Genomic DNA, 18477 nt, shown 5'->3' with positions numbered 1-18477 from the left:
GGCCTTTTTCTTTCTTCAAAGGGGGGAGACGTCTGTCACCTTGTAGGTCAGGGGCGTTTCACCATGACTGGCAACCGTCACATACTCGCCTTCCCTGAAGACATGCTCGCCCAGCCGGTAGCCTGCCTCGTCATCGCCTTCGTCGTCTTCGTCATAATGGAAGAACCAGCGATTGCCGCGATGGGTCAAAAGGCCATCCGCATGCTCGGAGTCATCGGCCGAAAAACGCACAACCCGGCAATTCTTCCGCTCGGTCCGCCAGGCGTCCACATCAAGGTGGCCGTCAGCCGTCAGCGGTGCGACCAGCGTATAGCCTTCGCCAGGATCGCCGCCGGGAAGCCCCGGATTGCGTGCAAGTTGCAGAATGATGCGGCTGAGAGCCATGAAGTGTCTCCTGTGTTGTGTGAAACGCTAGCGGGCCAGCGCGAGAACGGGCGCGTGCGTCGCCTCGAGCAGCCGCCGCGTGGTTCCCCCGAAAAGTTTCTCGCCAAGGCGGGAATGTCCGTATGCGCCTGCGACGATCATGCAGGCACCGCTACCCTTGGCCAGCGCCAGCAATCCGCTGCCGACATCGCCGTCTATCTCGGCAACTTCGGCTTTCACATCATGGCGCTTCAGCCAGTTTTCAAGCGTGCCGGGTTCGGAGACAGGGCGCGCAATATCTCGTTCCAGGTCCTTGGGCGCCTGCGCAATCACGACATGGCCCAATGCACGGATCAGCGGCAGGTGGAAGCGCACGGCGCGTGCGGCGCCATTGCTGCCATCCCACGCGATGACAACCGGGCCCGCATCCTTGAACTCGTCTGTACCTGCCAGAACGACAGGCAGGCGTGCATCCATCATCACATGCTCGAAGGCCAGGTTCAGCGGCTCGCCGCCCTTGGCCGCAGAGCGCGGGAAGACGACGGCCTGCGCCAGGGTCGCGGCATTCGCGCTTGCTCGCTCCACCGTATTCACCTCGTGGAAGAAGGTGCATTCAAGCCCGTGCGCGCCAGTGCTGGTGGCATCATGGAACGCTGACTCGGCCGTCTCCTTCATTGCCAGTTGCAGGTCAATGATGCTCTGCGCCGTCGATGCGGTCAGGCCGGTGGCTTCCGGTGTCGCCGCAACCATCAGCACGGCGTTCGGATCCGGCAGGGCAAACAGGCCCGTGACCGGCGTGTTCAGCCGCCGTGCAAGTTCAACGGCAGTCAGGGTCGACTGGCGGTCTTGCGCGTCGGTTCCTTGCAGTATGGCAACAACGGACATGGGACATCTACCTCCGGGTAACGAATGCTCTTCAACTTAAGAGCACTGTAGCATCTGGCGCGCCTGAGGCGAACTACGCAAATTCCCCTAGCGGGCAGCCGCGATCCTTGCGCGCGCAATCGTGTCGGCCACGACATTGGTCGGCTTGCCGCTGCTCAATGCCTCGTCCAGCACTTCGCCCAGCGTCTGGACAAGCCGCCCGAGTTTGGCATCGACCCATTCGCGCGAATAATTGCCGGAAATTTCGGCTGCCACATTGATGATCCCGCCGCCATTGATCACATAATCCGGTGCATAGAGGATGCCCTTGCGGCGCAAGAGCTCGCCCATTTCAGGCACGACCAGCTGGTTGTTCGCACCGCCGGCAATCGCCTTAACCCGGAACCGTTCGAGCGTCTGCTCATTGACGATCGCGCCCAGCGCGCAGGGCGCAAAGATATCGGCCTCGACATCATAGATTTCGTCCGGCCCGACAATCCGGGCACCCGTCCGGTCGGCCACGGCTTTCAGCGCCGCCTGGTCGATATCCGTGATGATCAGGCTGGCACCGGCCTTGGCCAGGTGGTCGCACGTATAGCCCCCGACTGAGCCTACCCCCTGCACCGCCACGGTCCGCCCGGTCAGGTCGCCGCTGCCCAGCGCCCGCTTGGCGGTTTCGACGATGCCCAGGAATACGCCCATCGCCGTGATCGGCGACGGGTCGCCGCTCGCCGCTTCACCATGGTCAAGCCCGGCCACATAGGCGGTTTCCTGCCGCACGATCTCCATGTCGGCGACATCGATCCCGACATCCTCGGCCGTGTAATAGCGTCCCTGCAGGCTCTCCACGGCCCGGCCGAACGCGCGGAACAGGTCCGGCGACTTGTCGGTCTTGGCATTGCCCCAGATCACCGCCTTGCCGCCGCCCAGCGGCAGGTCCGCCATCGCATTCTTGTAGCTCATGCCCTGGCTGAGGCGCAGCACGTCTTTCAGCATGGCCTCGCCATTGGCGAAATCCCACATCCGTGTGCCGCCCGCCGCCGGGCCGCGGGCCGTCGAATGAATGGCAATAATCGCCTTCAGTCCGCTTTTCGCGTCGTGGAACAGGTGCACGCCCTCATGGGCATCATAGGCGGGGTGATCGAACATGGGGGAAATCGCATTTGGTTACGGATGAAACGATATGCGGCGTTTAGGTTCTTGTTTCCCTTGCGTCAACAATATCGCGGCGTCACACCCCCTCTGGCCCAATCCTTGCCTGATTGCTACCCACCCCCCTGCCACACCCTTGCCGCCCCCTCACCACCCCGCTGATACTCGTCTGGAAACCCCTTGTTAACCCCCGGAAAATTGACACCTTCTCAGGATTTGCCGCGTATCTTCCGCGCGTAATATGCAGCTGCGCCCCGTCCTCCTTGCCATCGGCATCATGACCATCCTGCTCGGGGCGGCGATGATTCCGTGTGCGCTGATGGATATGGCCGACAACCGGCCGGAAGCGTACGTCTTCGCGGTCTCGTCATTCGGCACGATTTTCATCGGCACCTGCCTCTGGGTGCTCGCCCGCGGCGGTGACCAGCGCACCGGGCAGCGCGAGGCCTTCCTGTTGACCGTCATGGCTTGGGTTTTCCTGCCTGCGATGGCATCCATCCCCTTCCTAGCGTCCGGCATGTCGATAACGGACGCCGTCTTCGAATGCATATCCGGCATGACCACGACTGGCTCGACCGTCCTTACGGGCCTTGACGATCTGCCGCGCGGCCTGCTGCTCTGGCGCGCGATCCTGCAATGGATCGGCGGCATCGGCATTATCGTTGCCGCCATCGCCATCCTGCCCCAGCTGCGCGTCGGCGGCATGCAGCTGTTCCAGCTCGAAAGCTCGGACATTTCCGGCAAGTTCCTGCCGCGCATCACTGACATTGCCGCATATCTCGGCTTTACCTATCTGCTGATCTCGTCACTCTGCGCCCTGCTTTATTTCCTGGCCGGCATGAGCTGGTTTGATGCCGTCACCCACGCCATGACCACCATGTCGGCGGGGGGGTACTCCACACACGATGCCTCATTCGGGTACTTTAACGAAACGCCCGCCGCCTGGATTGCTGCACCCTTCATGATGTTTGCAGGCCTGCCATTCGCCCTGCTCGCCATGCTCGTCCTGCAGGGCCGCCCAATGCCACTCTTGAAGGATCCGCAGCCGCGATTCTATTTTGGGCTCGCTGCCGTGCTCACGCTGATCGTCACGGTCTATTATGAAACCGTGATCGACACAGAAGGCGCAGGCACGATACTGGGCAACCTGAAGATCTGCCTCTTCAATGTCGTATCGGTGATGACCGGAACCGGGTACGCCTCCGCCCCCTATGACACATGGGGTCAGCCCATGTTGGCGCTGTTTCTATGTATTACATTCCTGGGCGGCTGCGCTGGCTCCGCAGCCGGGGGCCTCAAAATGTTCCGCCTCGAAATCACCGCCAAGGCGCTCGTCGCCTATTCGCACAAGATGACCATGCCCCACCGCCGCACGCCGGTCCGCTATGGCGGACGGACACTGGACGAAGAGACGCTCCAGTCGGTCATGGTTTTCCTCTTCCTGTTTATTTCCACCTTCATGATTGCCGCAGCGTTGCTCTCGCTTTGCGGACTCGGTGCCATGGAAGCCATTTCCGCCTCGGCCACCAGCGTCTCGAATGTCGGCCCGGGTCTTGGCCCCATTATCGGCCCGTCCGGCACGTTCCAGACCCTGCCCGATGCCGCCAAATGGATCTGCGCGATCGCCATGCTGCTTGGCCGTCTCGAGTTCATTTCGGTCTTCGTCGTGCTGACCCGCCGCTTCTGGCAGGGATGATTTTTTCACCCCGCTTGAATCTGGACTTTGGCGGCATTCCCTGAACATATGGCACAGACGGTGCCACAAGAGTGCCCATGGGAGGAATTGCAAAATGTGGAAAGCCCTGACGCTTGCCTCAACCGCGCTTGCGCTTGTCGCCTGCAGCGGAAACAAGGATGAAACCGCCCCGGCCGAGCGGGCTGCAGCGCCGGAAAGTACAGCCCCGGAAGGCGCCACGCCGGGCTACAATGCGGAGCGCAACGCCTATTTCGGCGACATGCACATCCACACGCGAAACAGCTTCGATGCCTATATCTTCAATGTGCGCCGCACGGCCGACGACGCCTACCGCTTCGCAAAGGGTGAGACGATCAAGCACCCGTCCGGCTTCGACATGACCATTGCCGGCGGTCCGCTCGATTTCTACACCGTGACCGACCACGCCGAATATCTGGGTGTGCTGCCGGCCATGAATTCCAAGGATTCGCCGCTCTCGGAACTGCCGCGCGCCAAGGACATGTTCTCCACCGATCCTGACAAGATCACGGCCGCTTTCCAGGGCGTCGGCGCGTCGGTTCGGTCCGGAGAAAAAATCGAAGACATGTATGACGAACCGCTGATGAATTCGGTCTGGGCGCAGAACATCGCGGCCGCCGAACAGTATAATGAACCAGGTGTCTTCACCACATTCTCCGCCTACGAGTTCACGTCCGTGACATCCGAAGGCGGCGCAGGCGGGTTCGGCGGCGGCAACCTGCACCGCAACGTCTTCTTCCGCGGCGAAGCGCCCGCGCGCGCCTTCTCCACCCTCGATTCCACCAATCCCGAAGACCTGTGGGACTGGATGGATGCCCAGCGTGCCGAGGGGCGCGAGTCGCTCGCGATCCCGCACAATTCGAATGTCTCCGATGGCCAGATGTTCCGGCTTGAAACCTATACCGGCGAGCCCCTTGATGCCGCCTATGCCGAACAGCGGATGCGCAACGAGCCGCTGGTCGAAGTCACGCAGGTCAAGGGCACGAGCGAGACTCACCCGGACCTGTCACCGAATGACGAATGGGCCAATTTCGAAATCTATGACGAGCTGCTGGCCACCAATACCGTGTCCAAAGCCAGCGGATCCTATGTACGCGAAGCCTATCGCAACGGCCTGAAGCTTCAGGAAGAACGCGGGTTCGATCCCTTCCGCTTCGGCCTGACCGCCGCCTCGGACAGCCATGTTGCCGGCGGCGCCTATTCCGAGCAGGATTTCTGGTCAAAAATCGGCATCGTCGATGGCCTGCCCTTTCAGCGCGGCTCGGTGCCGATGCCGGGCGTGACCGATTGGGCAAACCAGCCTGACACTCAGGCAACCCAGAGCGCAAAACACTGGTTCTCGCGCTGGTCCGCCTCCGGCCTCACCGGCGTCTGGGCAGAAGAGAATACGCGCGACGCACTGTTCGACGCCTTCCGCCGCAAGGAGACTTTCGCAACCACTGGCCCCCGCATGAAGGTCCGCTTCTTTGGCGGCTTTGGCTATACGGCCGACATGCTGAACGCGCCGGACCTGGCAACGCAGGCCTATGCCGGCGGCGTGCCCATGGGCGGCGACCTTGTCGGCGCAGGCAGCGCACCGAACTTCATTGCCTGGGCCATTCAGGACGCCAATTCCGCCCCCCTCCAGCGCATCCAGGTCATCAAGATCACCAGCGGCGGCGAAGCGGTCTATGATGCGGCCTGCTCCGGCGGCGCGGTGCCCGGCAGCGATCACCGCTGCCCTGACAATGGCGCCAGCGTCGACATCGCGACCTGCAACACCACGCCCGGCAGCGGCGCAGGCGAACTGAAGGCCCTGTGGACTGATCCGGACTTCGACCCGGCCCAGCGCGCAACCTATTATGTACGCGTGCTGGAAAACCCGACCTGCCGCTGGTCGACATGGGAAGCCAATCGCAACGGCACACCGCCAAACCCCGACCTGCCCACAACCCTGCAGGAGCGCGCCTACACCTCGCCCATCTGGTACATTCCGCCCGCCTAGATGACTGGAATGGTCACGCCGGAGAACACCCGCCGAACCTCCCCGGAAAGGGAGAGGCCGGGTGGGGGTCCGGCCCGGTCTCGAACACATGATGCGCTCACCAGCATGAAATCCCTCCTGCGCGAACCCCTCGTCCATTTCGTCCTTGCCGCCCTGCTGGTTTTTGCCGGCCATGCGATCTGGACATCCCATGCCGCCGCACGCGACGGCACGATCACCGTCACAGAGGCCGACATGCAGCGCATGGCCGCCCTCTACGCCGCCGAATCGGGCGCGCTCCCGTCGCCGGAAGACATGGCGGCCATGGTGACAGACCATGTGCGCCACGAGGCGCTGTCGCGCGAGGCGCGCCGGCTGGGGCTCGATCAGGATGACACAATCATCGAACGCCGCCTCGCCCAGAAGATGAGCTTCATGGTCTCCGACCTTGCCGATACGCCCGAGCCGGACGAGGCGACATTGCGGGCCTGGTATGAGGCCCACCCTGCCACCTACACGACCGCGCCGAACGTCACCTTCGAGCACGTATTCCTCAGCACCGACCGGCGCCCCGCGACCTGGCAAGCCGACGCAGACACCCTTCTCGCTACCCTCAACGCCTCCTCACCCCCCGACTGGCGCACCCTTGGCGACCCGTTCATGCTGCAGCGCGCCTATGGCGATCTCCCCTTGCGCGAAACAATTCGCCTGTTCGGGGCAGACTTTGCCCGCGCCATATTTTCGCTCGATGCTGGCGACGACTGGCAGGGGCCCGTTGCCTCCTCCTTCGGCCAGCATCTGGTCCACCTTGCCGCAAAGGATCCCGGCCATCTGCGCCCCTTTGAAGACGCCCGCACGCAAGTCGAAGCAGACTGGCGAAAGGACGCCCAGCGCACGGCCAATGAACAGGCAATTGCCGCCATCATCAGGCGCTACAAGGTCGACATCGAAGGCGCCGAATGAACCGCCTCCTGCTTGCACTGCTTGTCCTCGTCGGCATCGCCTTGCCCGCCGCCGCGCACGAGGTGCGCCCGGCCTATCTCGAACTGGTCGAAACCGAGCCCGGCCTGTTTGCCGTTACCTGGAAACAACCCATCCTCGATGGCCGGCGCCTGAAGCTCGACCCCGTTTTCCCGGACGGATGCACGCGCGAGCGTGACCGCACCGAAGCGGTCGCCGGCACGCTGGTACAGCGCTGGGACATGCGCTGCGACCTGTCGGCAGGCCACGTCGCGATTGAAGGGCTGGAGCGCACGCTGACCGATGCCTTCGTCCGCGTTGACCGCCTCACGGGTGATGATCTCTCGGCGGTCCTGCGGCCGGGCGCGCTGCGGCTCGACCTGTCCGTTCCAACCGGCGCGCCGACAGCCGCCTATTTCCGGATTGGCGTCGAGCACATCATCTTCGGATACGATCATCTCCTCTTCGTGCTGGGCCTTGTCCTGCTGGTGCGCCCCCGCCAGCTGCTCGCCACGGTCACGGCGTTCACGCTTGCCCATTCCATCACGCTGGCGGCCGCCTCGCTGGGCGGCATCACCCTGCCCGGACCGCCCGTCGAGATCATCATCGCGATGAGCATCGCCCTGCTCGGCGCCGAAGCGATCTATCGCAGCCGGGGCCGCGAGACGCTCAGCCAGCGCAAGCCCTGGCTCATCGCGTTCGGGTTCGGCCTGATCCACGGGTTCGGCTTTGCCGGGGCCCTGTCGGAAATCGGCTTGCCCAGGGGGGCGGAAATACTGGCCTTGCTCCTGTTCAATCTTGGCGTTGAAGTGGGCCAGGTCGCCTTTGTCTGCACGGTGCTTCTGGTGGCCTTCCTCGCCACCCGTCTCGCCCGTCTGCCGCTGGCACCGGCCCGGCATGTCGCGGCCTACATGATCGGCATTGTCGGCGCCTATTGGGCGATCGAGCGCATCGTCAATGTCCTGGTCTGACGCCTAGATCAGAGTGCTGATTCTAAGAATCAGCACTCTGATCCAGAATTTCTTATTGGTCGCGGCGTATCCCCGAAAACCGGGTCCACTTTTCGGCACGCCGCTCTAGAGCCCCAGCGCATTCCACAGCATCCGGGCGGCCACCAGCGACAGCAGCACCGCGAAGGACCGCCGCAGCAGGGCCGCGTCCATCCTGTGTGCCAGTTTCGCCCCCACCGGCGCCATCGCCACCGTGAAAACCGAGATCAGCGCGAACGCCGCAATGTTCACATGCCCAAGCGAGAAGGGCGGCAGCCCCTCCCGGCCCCATCCGATCACGATGGCTGCCAGCGCCGAGGGCAGTCCGATCAGCACGCCCCAGCCCGCCGCCGTGGCAACCGCCCGGTGGATCGGACGGCCATACAGCGTCATCAGGCTGACCCCGAACGTGCCGCCGCCAATCCCCATAAGGGCCGACAGGGTGCCAATCGCGATGCCCAGCCCGCCGCGCACCGCGCCGCCCGGCATCTCCTCTGCCAGCCGCCAAGTCGGACGGCCAAAGAATAGTTGCGCCGCCAGCACAAAAGCCATCGTGCCGAATATGCCCAGCAGGGCCTTGTTGGAAAGAAAGCCGCTGAGCCCCATGCCCACCAGCGCCCCGATGACGATCCAGGGCGCCCAGGACGTGATGATATCCCAGTCAACGGCCTTGTGCCGGTTATGCGCCATCACGCTGCGTACCGACGTCAGCACGATGGTCGCCAGCGATGTCGATACCGCAACATGCATGGCGGTCTCGCCATATCCCATCCCGTCGAACAGGAAATACAGCACCGGCACGATCACCGCGCCGCCGCCGATCCCGAACATGCCCGCCGCCAAGCCAGCCGCCATGCCAGCCACGACAAGCGCCAGCAAAAGCGGCCAGTAGTGAAGGAGCAAATCGATCATGCCTTGCGCTTAGCCGTCTCGCCCTGAACTGGCTAGGGCTTCACGTCCGACGACACGACGCGGAATCCGATCTTCCGGTCCCGCGTTCCCCGCGACACGCGGGCCCGGTTCGCGGCTCGGTGGGTCGCGGCATTGTCTGACCATGCGCCGCCCCGGATGATACGCAGGTCGCAACTACCCGTCAGCACGGCGCTGCCATCGGTCGGCGCGTTGCTGAAATTGTTCACGTAGCAGTCCTCGACCCATTCACGCAGATTTCCGAGCGTACCCACCAGGCCGTAGCCGTTTTCAGGCATGTTTGACGCTGCCTTGGGACCACCTGTGGAGACCATGGACCGATCGAAACCATCACCCCACCAATACGCCGTTTGCGTTCCGGCGCGTGCCGCATATTCCCATTCTGCTTCGGTCGGCAGGCGGTAGGTTCGCCCCGCTTTGCCCGACAGCCAGTCAACATAGCTCTGGGCGTCACGCCACGAGATCGACATGGCCGGCATGTCGCCCCGCTCGCCCATGTCGCCCGGGCGATAATCATTGCAGCCGCCATCTGCGAGACAGGCATCCCAGTCGGCATAGGTAATCTCGCTGCGGCTCATCACGAAAGGCGCCACCGTGACGCTGCGAACAGGCCCCTCATTCCCAACCCGGCCCGGCTCTGAATCCGGTGACCCCATCAGGAATGTTCCGCCCGGAACGGCAACGACTTCAGGGCAGGTGTCGCAATCGCGTCGCGGTCCAGCCTGAGGGGGTTCCGGCGCGGCCACGGTTTCTTCGGATGGCGCGACAAAAGCCGCCTCCGTCAGCACGGCGTCTGCAACCCCGGTCTCGACCACGGCCACCGTGTCAGCACGTGCGACAGTCTCCGCATCGGCGGTTTCGACCACGGGTTCTTCAACCGGGTCCGCAGCCTGCTCTGCAACCGTCTCGGGGACCTCAAGATCGGAAGGCAGTAACAGGCTCACACCCCAGCCTGCCCCAAGCAGGAGCACGATGCCACCGGCGATGAGCGGCAGCATGGATAGCTTGCGCTGACGGGCCGGCGTCTGTGTTGCAGGCCGGGCGGGTGCCGTCTGGACAGGCGCGGCTGCGAACACGGGTTCCGGTGTCTTCGCCTTCGCTTTGGCCTCAAGCGCGGCAAGGCGGTTTCGGGCGAGGTCAGAATAGTGGCCGGTCGGATAGCGCTTGAGGTAGGCCGCGAAATCTGCCGCATCGGTTGAGGACTGGATCGACATCCAGAACGTATTCTCGATCGTGCCGTCATCAGCAAGCGAGCGCGCGGGGGCCGCTGGCGCAGACGCCGTGTCGGCGGCCGGCTTGGCCGTTACCGGCTGTTCGGCGGTTTTGACTGCCTTCCGCGTGATCGCATGGCGCAGGTCGGTCACAAAATCATTCCACCGTTGTTCGGTCCGGTCCCCATCCCACCCGATCAGGTCCGCTGTCTGCGTCAGTTCGAACAGGATCGGCCTGTCAGCCTCCTGGATCATGGCCGGCACAACGGCCGAATATCGTTCGCCCAGCGTTGCCTCGGCGCGCACCCATCTGGATTTGACGGAGACGGTTGACCAGAGCACGACCACGACATCCGCCTGACGCAGCATGCCCTCGGTCACTTCGTCATATGTCTGCCCGGCCTTGAGCACCTTGTCCCACCAGACCGTCAGGCCCTCTTCCTCCAGCGCTGCAGCGACCTGCTGGGCCTTTGGCCTGTCCACGCGGCTATAGGATAGAAAAACACTGGCCATGCACGTCCCCACGCAAGCAGTCTTCTGAAACATCAGGAAGGCCCGCTAAGTGTTCACGATGACACAGTTTTTTTGGTTAGCCAAACGCCGGTGAAAATCTCGAACGGCCATTGCAATCGGCCCTGGTCCAAAGCAGGATCAGCCGCGTTGGCTCGCGCATCCTGGTTTGCGCAGTGCAGCCGGGGGCGCGGCATGTTCAGATTCAATGACGAGCTGCTGCTCAGCGAAAGCGATCGTGATCTCGCAAAAAAAAGATACCCGCGCGTTTTTTTTGCCCTGAACCATCCGGTCCTGCGTGATGAATTCCAGCGCGTGGACAAATTGGCCAACGCTGCCAAGAAGCGCAGCCGGCTGATCGGATGTCTCACACTCGCCTTCGCCGTGGCGTCCCTGCTGACATTTCCGCTCGAACCGCTGATTGCATCTGTCTCGGGAAATGCCGTCACCTCCATCAGCCTCTTCAAGGCCATCGCGATCATCGGTGCCGTCTGCGGCGTGCTGGCCATCATCTTCGGCAATATCGGACTCGCCTTCGGGCAGGCCAAGCGCCGCTGGCTGCAGATGCGCCTCAAGACAGAGCGGATGCGCCAGTGGCAGGCGCAATACATCACCGCGCACATGGCCGATATTGTCATGGCCGCCGGATCCGAAGCCGCGATTGCAGAATATGTCGAAACGCGCAACCTCGCCTTTGAACGCTTCAAACGGTCTTTCCTTGACCAGATCAGCAGCGAATACACCAAGTACACGCACCGCGAGGCGGTCGGCCACATGGGCCAGACCGTGGTCGACAAGGCTGGCCAGCAAGCCTTCTGGATCGACCCGGCCTGGGCCCGGGCGGCGGCCCGCAAGCTTCCGCCTGACCCCGAGGGCATCCTGGACGAGATACTCTCCGCCTGCGAGGAGACCCGTCTGCTGGGCCAGGTGCAGTACACCAATTATATCCTGTCGTCCGAGGGCTCTTTCTGGTCACTGCCGCGCAAGCAGATCAGCATTCTGGGCAATGTCATGTTCGCACTCGTGCTGATGGCATTCCTGTCCAACTTCCTCGCCCTCTTGGTCGCAATATGGCCTGTGCAATCGATCAACCAGACGGTCGCCGCCTCATTCGCCATCATCTTCGCGATCCTCGCCGTCGGCACGCGTTCGGTCGAGGAAGGCCTCCATCCACAGCGTGAACTGGCCCGCATGGAACTTTACGCTGCGCAGGTGAACACCGCGCGCCAGCAATTCATTTCCAGCAATTCGCCGGCCCGGAAGACGGATGCGCTGAAATTGCTGGAGAAGGCCTCAACCGACGAGATGATTGAATTCCTCGACGCCAATGAACACGCCCGCTTCGTCCTCTGATCCTACCAGACGCCCGCCTGTTTCAGGGCGGCGTCGAGATCAGGCGGGATGTCCAGCGCCACATCGCCGGTCTTGAGGTCGCGCGGTGCGTCGGCCGGTTTCAGGTATCGCCAGCCCTGGAAGGGGCGTTTTGCCTGCGCATAGGTCCGCACCAGATTCGGGTCGAACACCAGCTCGCACATGTCGCGGCCTTCATCATCCTTGATCGCCCGGATATCGATGATCCGCTGGCGCACGCGGATCGCCCGCTTGATCACCCAATAGATCGAACCGCCGTCCAGCATTTCCTCGGCCCGCTTGGGCGACATGCGGGTATGATGAACGGGATTGTCGAGGCGTTGCATCTTCCGCACCTGCCAGTCGGCAAGGTCCTCGACCGTGTCGGACCCTACGCTCAGTTTCACCATGTGAATCGTCATGCGGGCGAGTCTAGCGCGCCAGCCCGTCCAATCCAGTCATCAATTGCGGTTGGACGGTCCGTCCCTGCTCGAAATCACGCTGGGCGGCCGCGCTGGCAAAGAAGAATTCAGCCTGGACCACATTGGCCGAATAGCGCCGCTCGATCTTCCGGAAAGCCGCGCGCGCCTCCAGCTCGACAGAGAAACCGGACACGTAACTCATGCCCCAGCGCGGCTCGGTCCGCAGGAAATAGCTCTGATTGTACCGGGTCAGCTTGCCCCCCTCGGGACCGGCCACCGGTCGCGGTAAATGATAGTCTATGCGCAGGAACCGCTCACCCACCGGATCGAGCCAGGCCGTCGCCTGCAGCCGCTCAGCGGCCCAGACATCGAACTCGCCATCATTTTTGGACGGCGCATGCCGGAACGAGATCTGCCAGGCATGCCCGCGGTCATCGACATCAACCGTCCGGCCAAGACTCGCGCGCAGGTCATCGGGGAACAGGCGCCCGTCCGGCGCGGTTTCAGCGGCCCAGTTCGCGGCCACCTCCTCCAGCTCGTCATCCTCGCCCTGCCAGTCGAGCACTTTCCACCGCTCGGCGCCGTGTTGGCGCGGGTCAAAGGCATAGACACGCCGGGCCCGATCGCTTTGCAATTCCACGGTAAAGGCGGCCCGCAGGGTTTTTGGGGCCTCGGTTGCAGACAGGGCCGAGTCCATGGGACCCGAACCGGTCACCAGCGAAAACGCCATGAACAAGGCAAGCCACATTGACAACACCATCCCGTTTCCACTTCGAACCCAATTTGCGGCAACCTTGCGGCAAACCAGTCAGAAGCGTGATTGGCGGCCAGTCTAGGCCACCAGGGATTTATGGGAGTTGAACAAAGCTGCCCTTATCAGGGTTTGACATAGGCGAGCGGCCGCGTGCTCTCATCGAGCTTCAGGTAGCGGTCGCGCAACTGCGTCTGTCGGGTCTCGAGCGACTGCACCTTGCCGTCGATCATCACCACGTCCGGATTGGACGTCACGTCCAGCGGGTCGCCATCCCAGACCACAATGTCGGCGCGCGCACCGGGGCCGATCACGCCAAGGCCCTGCAGACCGAAGATCTGCGCCGGATGGGTCGTCAGCGCCCGCATCGCATCATCATGCGACAGGCCATTGGCCACCGCATTGCCCGCCACCTGCGTCGAGAGGCGCGCCTGGTGACTGGAATCGCCCAGATGCGCAATCGCGACGGTCACGCCCGCCTCCATCAGGCGGGAGGCATTCTCCGCTGTCGCGCCAAGCTGCTCGAAGCTGGCTGGCAGGTTCGAGAACGCATCGACAATCACCGGAATGCCGGATGCCGCCAGCCGGGGCGCCACGCGCCAGCCTTCGTCGGCCCCGACAATCGCGATCCTGAGGTCGGAATTGGCCTCGGCGAAGTCCATGATCGCATTGAGGTCGCTGGCCTTCTGCGCCTCGATCAGGATCAGCTGCTCGCCGCGTGCCGCCCGCACCAGCGCGGCCGCATCGACCCGGTTGAGCGCCGTGCCTTCATTGCTCGCCAGGTAGCGCGCCGGATAGGCCCGCGAATCGTCCAGCGCGGCCCGGAACTGGGCCCAGGCTGCCGGGCGTGATCCCCCCGCCAGCGTTGCGCCGCGTTCGCCCATCGACATGAGCAGGAAGGCCTTGCGCGAGATGTCCGTGTCCGCCTCGCCGCTCGTGTCAGCGACAAAGCCCTGGCCTGCAAACAGGTTCGCGCTTGCCGACGGCGCGACCGCGATCCGGGTAAACCCTTCGATCCGCGTCACCGCAACAGATGTGGCATCAGGATTGAACCCGTCAGCCGCGTCCAGCGCGACCGAATAGTCAGACTCGCCCGCAGCCGTGTCATTCGTTGTCTCTTCGGCGTCGACTTCCACGATGCCCGTGCGCGAGAATGCCGAGATCAGGCCCGGCGTCACCCATTTGTCGCTCGCTTCGACGATTGAGGCGTCCACCGGGACGGGGGATCCTGCCGGGCTGACCGAAACGATCCGGCCCTCGTCGATCAGGACGACCCCCTTGGAAATCGTGCCCTCGCTCGTGCCGGTCCAGATGTCGCCGCCCACGATGGCAATGGGCTTGGCGAGGGCCGGCAGGGCCAGGCAGGCGGCCGCCGCCAGGAGGCTGGCGATACGTTGCGCGCTCATTTCATGTCTCCTTCACCGGGTTGGCCAAGCTCGAAATCCATGACGGGCCGGTTCGCGGCATCGCTGCGGTCATACATCAGCGCCCCATCAATGAAGACCTGGTCGGCCTTCGTGTAGACACTGAACGGATTGCCCGACCAGATCACCACATCCGCCATCTTGCCCGGCTCCAGGCTTCCGGTCATTTCGGCAATACCCAGTGATTTCGCCGGGTTCAGCGACAGCCATTGCCAGGCTTCCTGTTCGGGAATGCTGATTCCGATCTTCTTGCCATCGGCCCAGGCCTTGGCCGCTTCCTGGTTCAGGCGCTGGATGCCGACATCGCTGTCAGAGTGGACAATCGCGCAGGCACCGGCCTTGTGAACCAGCGGGACATTCTCCTTGATCCCGTCATAGGCTTCCATCTTGAAGCCCCACCAGTCGGCCCACATGGATGAACAGGCGCCATAGTCTGCCAGCTTGTCCGCAATCTTGTAGGCCTCGACAGCGTGATGGAACGCGGTGACCTTGTAGCCAAACTCCTTCGAGATATCCATGACCTGCGCCATCTCATCGGCGCGGTAGCAATGCATGTGAACAAGGATGTCGCCATCCAGAACGCCTTTCAGCGTGTCGAGCTCAAGGTCGCGCATCGGGGCGTCTCCGCCCTCGTTCGCATACTTCTCCCACTTGCGCTTGTAGTCCGCCGCACGGATCCAGGACTCGCGATAGCCGGCGACGTTGCCCATGCGCGAATAGGGCGAACCGCCAGGATACTTGCCGCCGCCATAGCCATAGACCCGCTTCGGATTCTCACCGCAGGCCATTTTCAGCGTGTAGGGCGCATTCGGAAATTTCATGCCCTGAACGGTGCGGCTCGGCACGTTTTTCAAGGTCACGCCCCGGCCGCCAAACAGGTTGGCGCTGCCCGGCAGGATGTGCAGCGACGTGATGCCGCCCGCCATTGCCCGCGTGAAGCCGGGGTCCTGCGGCCAGACACCATGCTCGGACCAGACCTCGGCCGTCACCGGGCCTGAAATTTCGTTGCCGTCGCCATGGGCGCTGACGCCGGGCGAGGGATAGACGCCGAGATGGCTGTGATTGTCGATGATGCCGGGCGTCACCCACCGGCCTTCGGCGTCGATCCGTGTCGCCTCTTCGGGCATTTCTAGGTCGGTGCCGATCGCCGACACTTTGCCATTACGGATCAATAGGCTGCCCTTATCGATCAGGCCGCCCGTGCCGTCGATAATGGTGGCATTCGTGATGAAGACTGCACTATTGGGATAAGGTTCATAGGTCGATGGAAACGGGTTTGCCGGTATCGTTGCCTTGTCCTTCTTGTCGCCGGAATCCTGTCCGCCACAGGCCGCCAGAAGCAGCGCCGCGCACAGCGCGCCTGCCATCGGAAATCGGTTCATCTGCATCAGCCCCATTTGCTGCAATGATAATTGCAGCATTTGTGCGCAGAATTCACACGGCGGCAAGGCCTGCGCGGTTTTTCAGCGCCGGGATCGCGGCAGGATGCGCTTTTCGCGGGCAAACACCAGCTTCATCAGCCAGTTGGGAGCAAAGCGTTCCACGCGGGGGTGACGCTTCAGCACGCTTTCCATCCAGCGATGCCCCCAGACCGAATTGCGGCCCAGCAGGACCACACCCAGAATACCGAACGGCAAGCCGACGGGGATAAGCGGCGTGAGCAGGCCGATCGGTATCGACAGGGCAATCATGAACAGCCCGATCAGGGCCAGCACCTGGCGAAAGGCGGTATTGAAGCCGGTGCGAATGGCGACAGAGGGCTTGGCGCCCGTCAGGGGAGTGGTTTCGGTCATAGGGGTCGTTTCGTCGTCAGCCATTCGCGGTGATATGGGGGTGGGTTGAGGTTTCGGCAATGCAATCATGCGGATGTGTTCAAAGTCTGGCAACAGCGTTACCCGATTGCTACAAACGTGAAAATTCTTGCTGTCATATGCGGGAACCGGGCATGAGGGCGGCATGAAATTACAGTCCATCCAGATCCTGCGCGGCATCGCGGCGCTGCTCGTTGTCGTGTATCATGTCCGGGCAATGGAAATCCTCGCCATAGGCAATAATGGCCTGTCCGAGTTGCCGCTGCTGAACAGTTTCGTCACCAATGGCTATGCCGGCGTGGACCTGTTCTTCGTGATCTCCGGATTCATCATGGTCTATGTCACCGATGGCATCCGCTCGGGCGTGAAATCGAGTGCCGAATTCCTGTTTGCCCGCGTGACACGCATCTATCCTCTCTGGTGGGTGTTCGCCGGCCTGATGAGCCTGATGTTCATCATTTACAACGTCAGCGGCTTCGGGTCGGGGTGGGACAGGGTCAGCCAGGGCCAGCCCCTGGTCCCCTACCTGATCAAGTCCTTCCTGCTGGTGCCGCAGAATGCCCATCCCGTGCTCGGCGTAGGCTGGACCCTGATCCACGAGATGTATTTCTACGCCGCCTTCACGCTGATGATGCTGGTGCCCCGCCGGTTCTGGCTCTGGATATTGCTGGCATGGGGCACGGTCATCGCCGGCGGCTCGTTCGTCAGCCTGACCAAGACGTTTGCGTCCGGCTATAGCGCGCTCGTCTTCTATCCGATGACCATGGAATTCATCATGGGCGCCGTTGTCGGGCTGGCGGTCAGTTCCGGCATTGCCTGGCGCAGCGGCATCCTAACGCTTGTGGCGACGCTCTGGCTCGCCGCCTCGCTCACCTTCCAGGGTGTCGACGATGCCAGCCTGATGATGTGGGGCCGCGTCGTCTGGTTCGGCCTGCCCTGCACGCTTCTGGTCTACGGGTTTGCCACGCTCGAACTGTCAAACCGGCAGGCCTGGCTCGTCCCGGCCTTTTCCGGCGCCATCGCCGCCTGCCTGATCAGCCTGCTCTACAATGTCTTCGCTGACAGCACCGTAGCCGACCGCTTCGGCGCAGCCATCATGTCCGCCATCGTGGGCGCCATCGCGATGATGATCGTGCTCTGGTCCGGCTGGCTCGGCGGTCAGGCCATGCCGGAACGCGTGCATGCCGTCGCACCCCTGATGCAGGGCGTCTACCGCGGCCTGACCCGGGTCGGCGACTGGTCGTTCTCGCTCTATCTCTGCCACCCGCTCCTGTTCGCTCCGGTACGCCTGGTGTTCGCCCCCCTTGGCAAGGTGGATGCGCTCGCGCCCATCTTCCGGGTCGGCCATCCCGGCCCGCTCGACAATATTGCCTTCTACACGGTCTCACTCGCGGCCGCGCTCCTTGCCGCCGCCTTGGCCTACCGCTTCATCGAGCGCCCGATGATCATCGGCTTCGGCAAGCTGCGCGAACGCTTGTTCTACGCCCGCTCCGCCACCGTCACCGCCGAATAGGCCGCTACTCGGCAGCCACCTTGTCCGCCGGTCCCGGTATCCATTTCAGCACCGGCTTGCGCGCCGCCCGCGTCTCGTCAAGGCGCCGGGCAGGCGCCAGGTAAGGCGCGCCCTTCAGCGTCTCGTCGCCCTGCGCCGCGCGCCGGGCAATGCTCTCCAGCGACGCACAGAACCGGTCCAGCTCCGCCTTGCTCTCGGTTTCGGTCGGCTCGATCAGCATCGCGCCATGCACCACCAGCGGGAAATACATGGTCATCGGGTGATAGCCTTCGTCGATCAGCGCCTTGGCAATGTCCAGCGTCTCGATCCCCTCGGCCGTGAACGCATCGGAGAACAGCGCCTCATGCATGCAATAGCCCTCAAAGGCGGGCGTCATCACATGCTTCAGCTTCGCCGCGATATAGTTCGCGTTCAGCACGGCATCCTCGGCCACCTGTTTCAGCCCGTCGGCGCCGTGGCTGAGAATATAGGCCAGCGCCCGCACGAACATGCCCATCTGGCCATGGAAGGCCACCATCCGGCCAAAGCTCTCGCTCGCCTCGCCGTCCAC

At 63.1% G+C, this 18477-nt stretch carries 16 protein-coding genes and 1 pseudogene; 6 read left to right on the top strand and 11 right to left on the bottom strand.

Features of this window, described 5'->3' with window-relative positions:
• Positions 1-15 precede the first annotated feature (15 nt).
• From VR74_RS11380 to VR74_RS11370, 3 genes are all read right to left on the bottom strand, one after another.
• Positions 16-384 (bottom strand): hypothetical protein, encoded by a 369-nt coding sequence (locus VR74_RS11380; RefSeq protein WP_045696887.1) that lies wholly within the window; start codon positions 382-384, stop codon positions 16-18.
• 27 nt (positions 385-411) lie between these two features.
• The gene (locus VR74_RS20935) at positions 412-1248 is read right to left on the bottom strand and encodes a universal stress protein (RefSeq protein ID WP_299950256.1); all 837 of its coding nucleotides are present in this window, start codon (positions 1246-1248) and stop codon (positions 412-414) included.
• Between the two features lie 87 nt (positions 1249-1335).
• On the bottom strand, positions 1336-2376 hold the full coding sequence (locus tag VR74_RS11370; RefSeq protein ID WP_045696885.1) for a Glu/Leu/Phe/Val dehydrogenase: 1041 nt from the start codon (positions 2374-2376) through the stop codon (positions 1336-1338).
• A 244-nt stretch (positions 2377-2620) separates the two neighbouring features.
• Here VR74_RS11370 and VR74_RS11365 point away from each other — a divergent pair, with 244 nt between their 5' ends.
• The 4 genes from VR74_RS11365 (at position 2621) to VR74_RS11350 (ending at position 7987) form a co-directional block, all read left to right on the top strand.
• Positions 2621-4075 (top strand): TrkH family potassium uptake protein, encoded by a 1455-nt coding sequence (locus VR74_RS11365; RefSeq protein ID WP_045696884.1) that lies wholly within the window; start codon positions 2621-2623, stop codon positions 4073-4075.
• A gap of 94 nt (positions 4076-4169) precedes the next feature.
• Positions 4170-6077 (top strand): DUF3604 domain-containing protein, encoded by a 1908-nt coding sequence (locus tag VR74_RS11360; RefSeq protein ID WP_299950254.1) that lies wholly within the window; start codon positions 4170-4172, stop codon positions 6075-6077.
• Positions 6078-6182: 105 nt separating this feature from the next.
• Positions 6183-7019 carry a peptidylprolyl isomerase gene (locus tag VR74_RS11355; protein ID WP_045696880.1) on the top strand — a complete coding sequence of 279 codons (837 nt, stop codon included), beginning with the start codon at positions 6183-6185 and terminating at the stop codon, positions 7017-7019.
• A complete protein-coding gene (locus VR74_RS11350; protein ID WP_045696878.1) occupies positions 7016-7987 on the top strand; it encodes a HupE/UreJ family protein in 972 nt (323 codons plus the stop codon). The genes VR74_RS11355 and VR74_RS11350 overlap by 4 nt, the downstream gene beginning before the upstream one ends.
• Before the next feature lie 105 nt (positions 7988-8092).
• Here the strand turns inward: VR74_RS11350 and VR74_RS11345 are convergent, their stop codons facing one another.
• The gene (locus VR74_RS11345) at positions 8093-8917 is read right to left on the bottom strand and encodes a sulfite exporter TauE/SafE family protein (protein WP_045696876.1); all 825 of its coding nucleotides are present in this window, start codon (positions 8915-8917) and stop codon (positions 8093-8095) included.
• A gap of 32 nt (positions 8918-8949) precedes the next feature.
• Positions 8950-10659, bottom strand: a complete 1710-nt coding sequence (locus tag VR74_RS11340; RefSeq protein WP_045696874.1) for an SUMF1/EgtB/PvdO family nonheme iron enzyme — start codon at positions 10657-10659, stop codon at positions 8950-8952.
• A 192-nt stretch (positions 10660-10851) separates the two neighbouring features.
• Between VR74_RS11340 and VR74_RS11335 the strand changes: the two genes are divergently transcribed.
• On the top strand, positions 10852-12009 hold the full coding sequence (locus VR74_RS11335; protein ID WP_045696872.1) for a hypothetical protein: 1158 nt from the start codon (positions 10852-10854) through the stop codon (positions 12007-12009).
• Between the two features lie 2 nt (positions 12010-12011).
• Here the strand turns inward: VR74_RS11335 and VR74_RS11330 are convergent, their stop codons facing one another.
• From VR74_RS11330 to VR74_RS11310, 5 genes are all read right to left on the bottom strand, one after another.
• Positions 12012-12416 carry a DUF1489 domain-containing protein gene (locus VR74_RS11330; RefSeq protein WP_299950252.1) on the bottom strand — a complete coding sequence of 135 codons (405 nt, stop codon included), beginning with the start codon at positions 12414-12416 and terminating at the stop codon, positions 12012-12014.
• 22 nt (positions 12417-12438) lie between these two features.
• On the bottom strand, positions 12439-13176 hold the full coding sequence (locus VR74_RS11325) for a hypothetical protein (protein WP_299950250.1): 738 nt from the start codon (positions 13174-13176) through the stop codon (positions 12439-12441).
• A 128-nt stretch (positions 13177-13304) separates the two neighbouring features.
• On the bottom strand, positions 13305-14585 hold the full coding sequence (locus tag VR74_RS11320) for an amidohydrolase family protein (protein WP_045696867.1): 1281 nt from the start codon (positions 14583-14585) through the stop codon (positions 13305-13307).
• On the bottom strand, positions 14582-15991 hold the full coding sequence (locus VR74_RS11315) for an amidohydrolase family protein (protein ID WP_366462490.1): 1410 nt from the start codon (positions 15989-15991) through the stop codon (positions 14582-14584). Before VR74_RS11315 ends, VR74_RS11320 begins: the two co-directional genes overlap by 4 nt.
• 75 nt (positions 15992-16066) lie before the next feature.
• Positions 16067-16420: a hypothetical protein gene (locus VR74_RS11310; RefSeq protein ID WP_299950246.1), complete on the bottom strand. Its 354-nt coding sequence runs from the start codon at positions 16418-16420 to the stop codon at positions 16067-16069.
• A 139-nt stretch (positions 16421-16559) separates the two neighbouring features.
• Between VR74_RS11310 and VR74_RS11305 the strand changes: the two genes are divergently transcribed.
• Complete coding sequence (locus VR74_RS11305) at positions 16560-17927, top strand: acyltransferase (protein WP_299950244.1); 1368 nt, start codon at positions 16560-16562, stop codon at positions 17925-17927.
• Positions 17928-17931: 4 nt separating this feature from the next.
• Here the strand turns inward: VR74_RS11305 and VR74_RS11300 are convergent.
• Positions 17932-18477, bottom strand: a pseudogene (locus VR74_RS11300) (aminomethyl-transferring glycine dehydrogenase subunit GcvPB); the annotation flags it as partial.

The sequence above is a fragment of the Hyphomonas sp. BRH_c22 genome, from assembly GCF_000961795.1.
Taxonomy (GTDB): Bacteria; Pseudomonadota; Alphaproteobacteria; order Caulobacterales; family Hyphomonadaceae; genus Hyphomonas.
The sequence above is the reverse complement of the archived record's forward strand: the minus strand, read 5'-3'. Positions and strand labels throughout refer to the sequence as shown.

Excerpts from the sequence above, each read along its gene's own strand:
- VR74_RS11320 (WP_045696867.1), bottom strand. The coding sequence starts at position 14,585 with ATGAGCGCGCAACGTATCGCCAGCCTCCTGGCGGCGGCCGCCTGCCTG.
- VR74_RS11315 (WP_366462490.1), bottom strand. The coding sequence starts at position 15,991 with ATGCAGATGAACCGATTTCCGATGGCAGGCGCGCTGTGCGCGGCGCTG.
- VR74_RS11330 (WP_299950252.1), bottom strand. The coding sequence starts at position 12,416 with ATGGTGAAACTGAGCGTAGGGTCCGACACGGTCGAGGACCTTGCCGAC.
- VR74_RS11325 (WP_299950250.1), bottom strand. The coding sequence starts at position 13,176 with ATGTGGCTTGCCTTGTTCATGGCGTTTTCGCTGGTGACCGGTTCGGGT.
- VR74_RS11360 (WP_299950254.1), top strand. The coding sequence starts at position 4,170 with ATGTGGAAAGCCCTGACGCTTGCCTCAACCGCGCTTGCGCTTGTCGCC.
- VR74_RS11365 (WP_045696884.1), top strand. The coding sequence starts at position 2,621 with ATGCAGCTGCGCCCCGTCCTCCTTGCCATCGGCATCATGACCATCCTG.
- VR74_RS11340 (WP_045696874.1), bottom strand. The coding sequence starts at position 10,659 with ATGGCCAGTGTTTTTCTATCCTATAGCCGCGTGGACAGGCCAAAGGCC.
- VR74_RS11335 (WP_045696872.1), top strand. The coding sequence starts at position 10,852 with ATGTTCAGATTCAATGACGAGCTGCTGCTCAGCGAAAGCGATCGTGAT.
- VR74_RS11350 (WP_045696878.1), top strand. The coding sequence starts at position 7,016 with ATGAACCGCCTCCTGCTTGCACTGCTTGTCCTCGTCGGCATCGCCTTG.
- VR74_RS11380 (WP_045696887.1), bottom strand. The coding sequence starts at position 384 with ATGGCTCTCAGCCGCATCATTCTGCAACTTGCACGCAATCCGGGGCTT.
- VR74_RS11310 (WP_299950246.1), bottom strand. The coding sequence starts at position 16,420 with ATGGCTGACGACGAAACGACCCCTATGACCGAAACCACTCCCCTGACG.
- VR74_RS20935 (WP_299950256.1), bottom strand. The coding sequence starts at position 1,248 with ATGTCCGTTGTTGCCATACTGCAAGGAACCGACGCGCAAGACCGCCAG.
- VR74_RS11370 (WP_045696885.1), bottom strand. The coding sequence starts at position 2,376 with ATGTTCGATCACCCCGCCTATGATGCCCATGAGGGCGTGCACCTGTTC.
- VR74_RS11355 (WP_045696880.1), top strand. The coding sequence starts at position 6,183 with ATGAAATCCCTCCTGCGCGAACCCCTCGTCCATTTCGTCCTTGCCGCC.
- VR74_RS11345 (WP_045696876.1), bottom strand. The coding sequence starts at position 8,917 with ATGATCGATTTGCTCCTTCACTACTGGCCGCTTTTGCTGGCGCTTGTC.
- VR74_RS11305 (WP_299950244.1), top strand. The coding sequence starts at position 16,560 with ATGAAATTACAGTCCATCCAGATCCTGCGCGGCATCGCGGCGCTGCTC.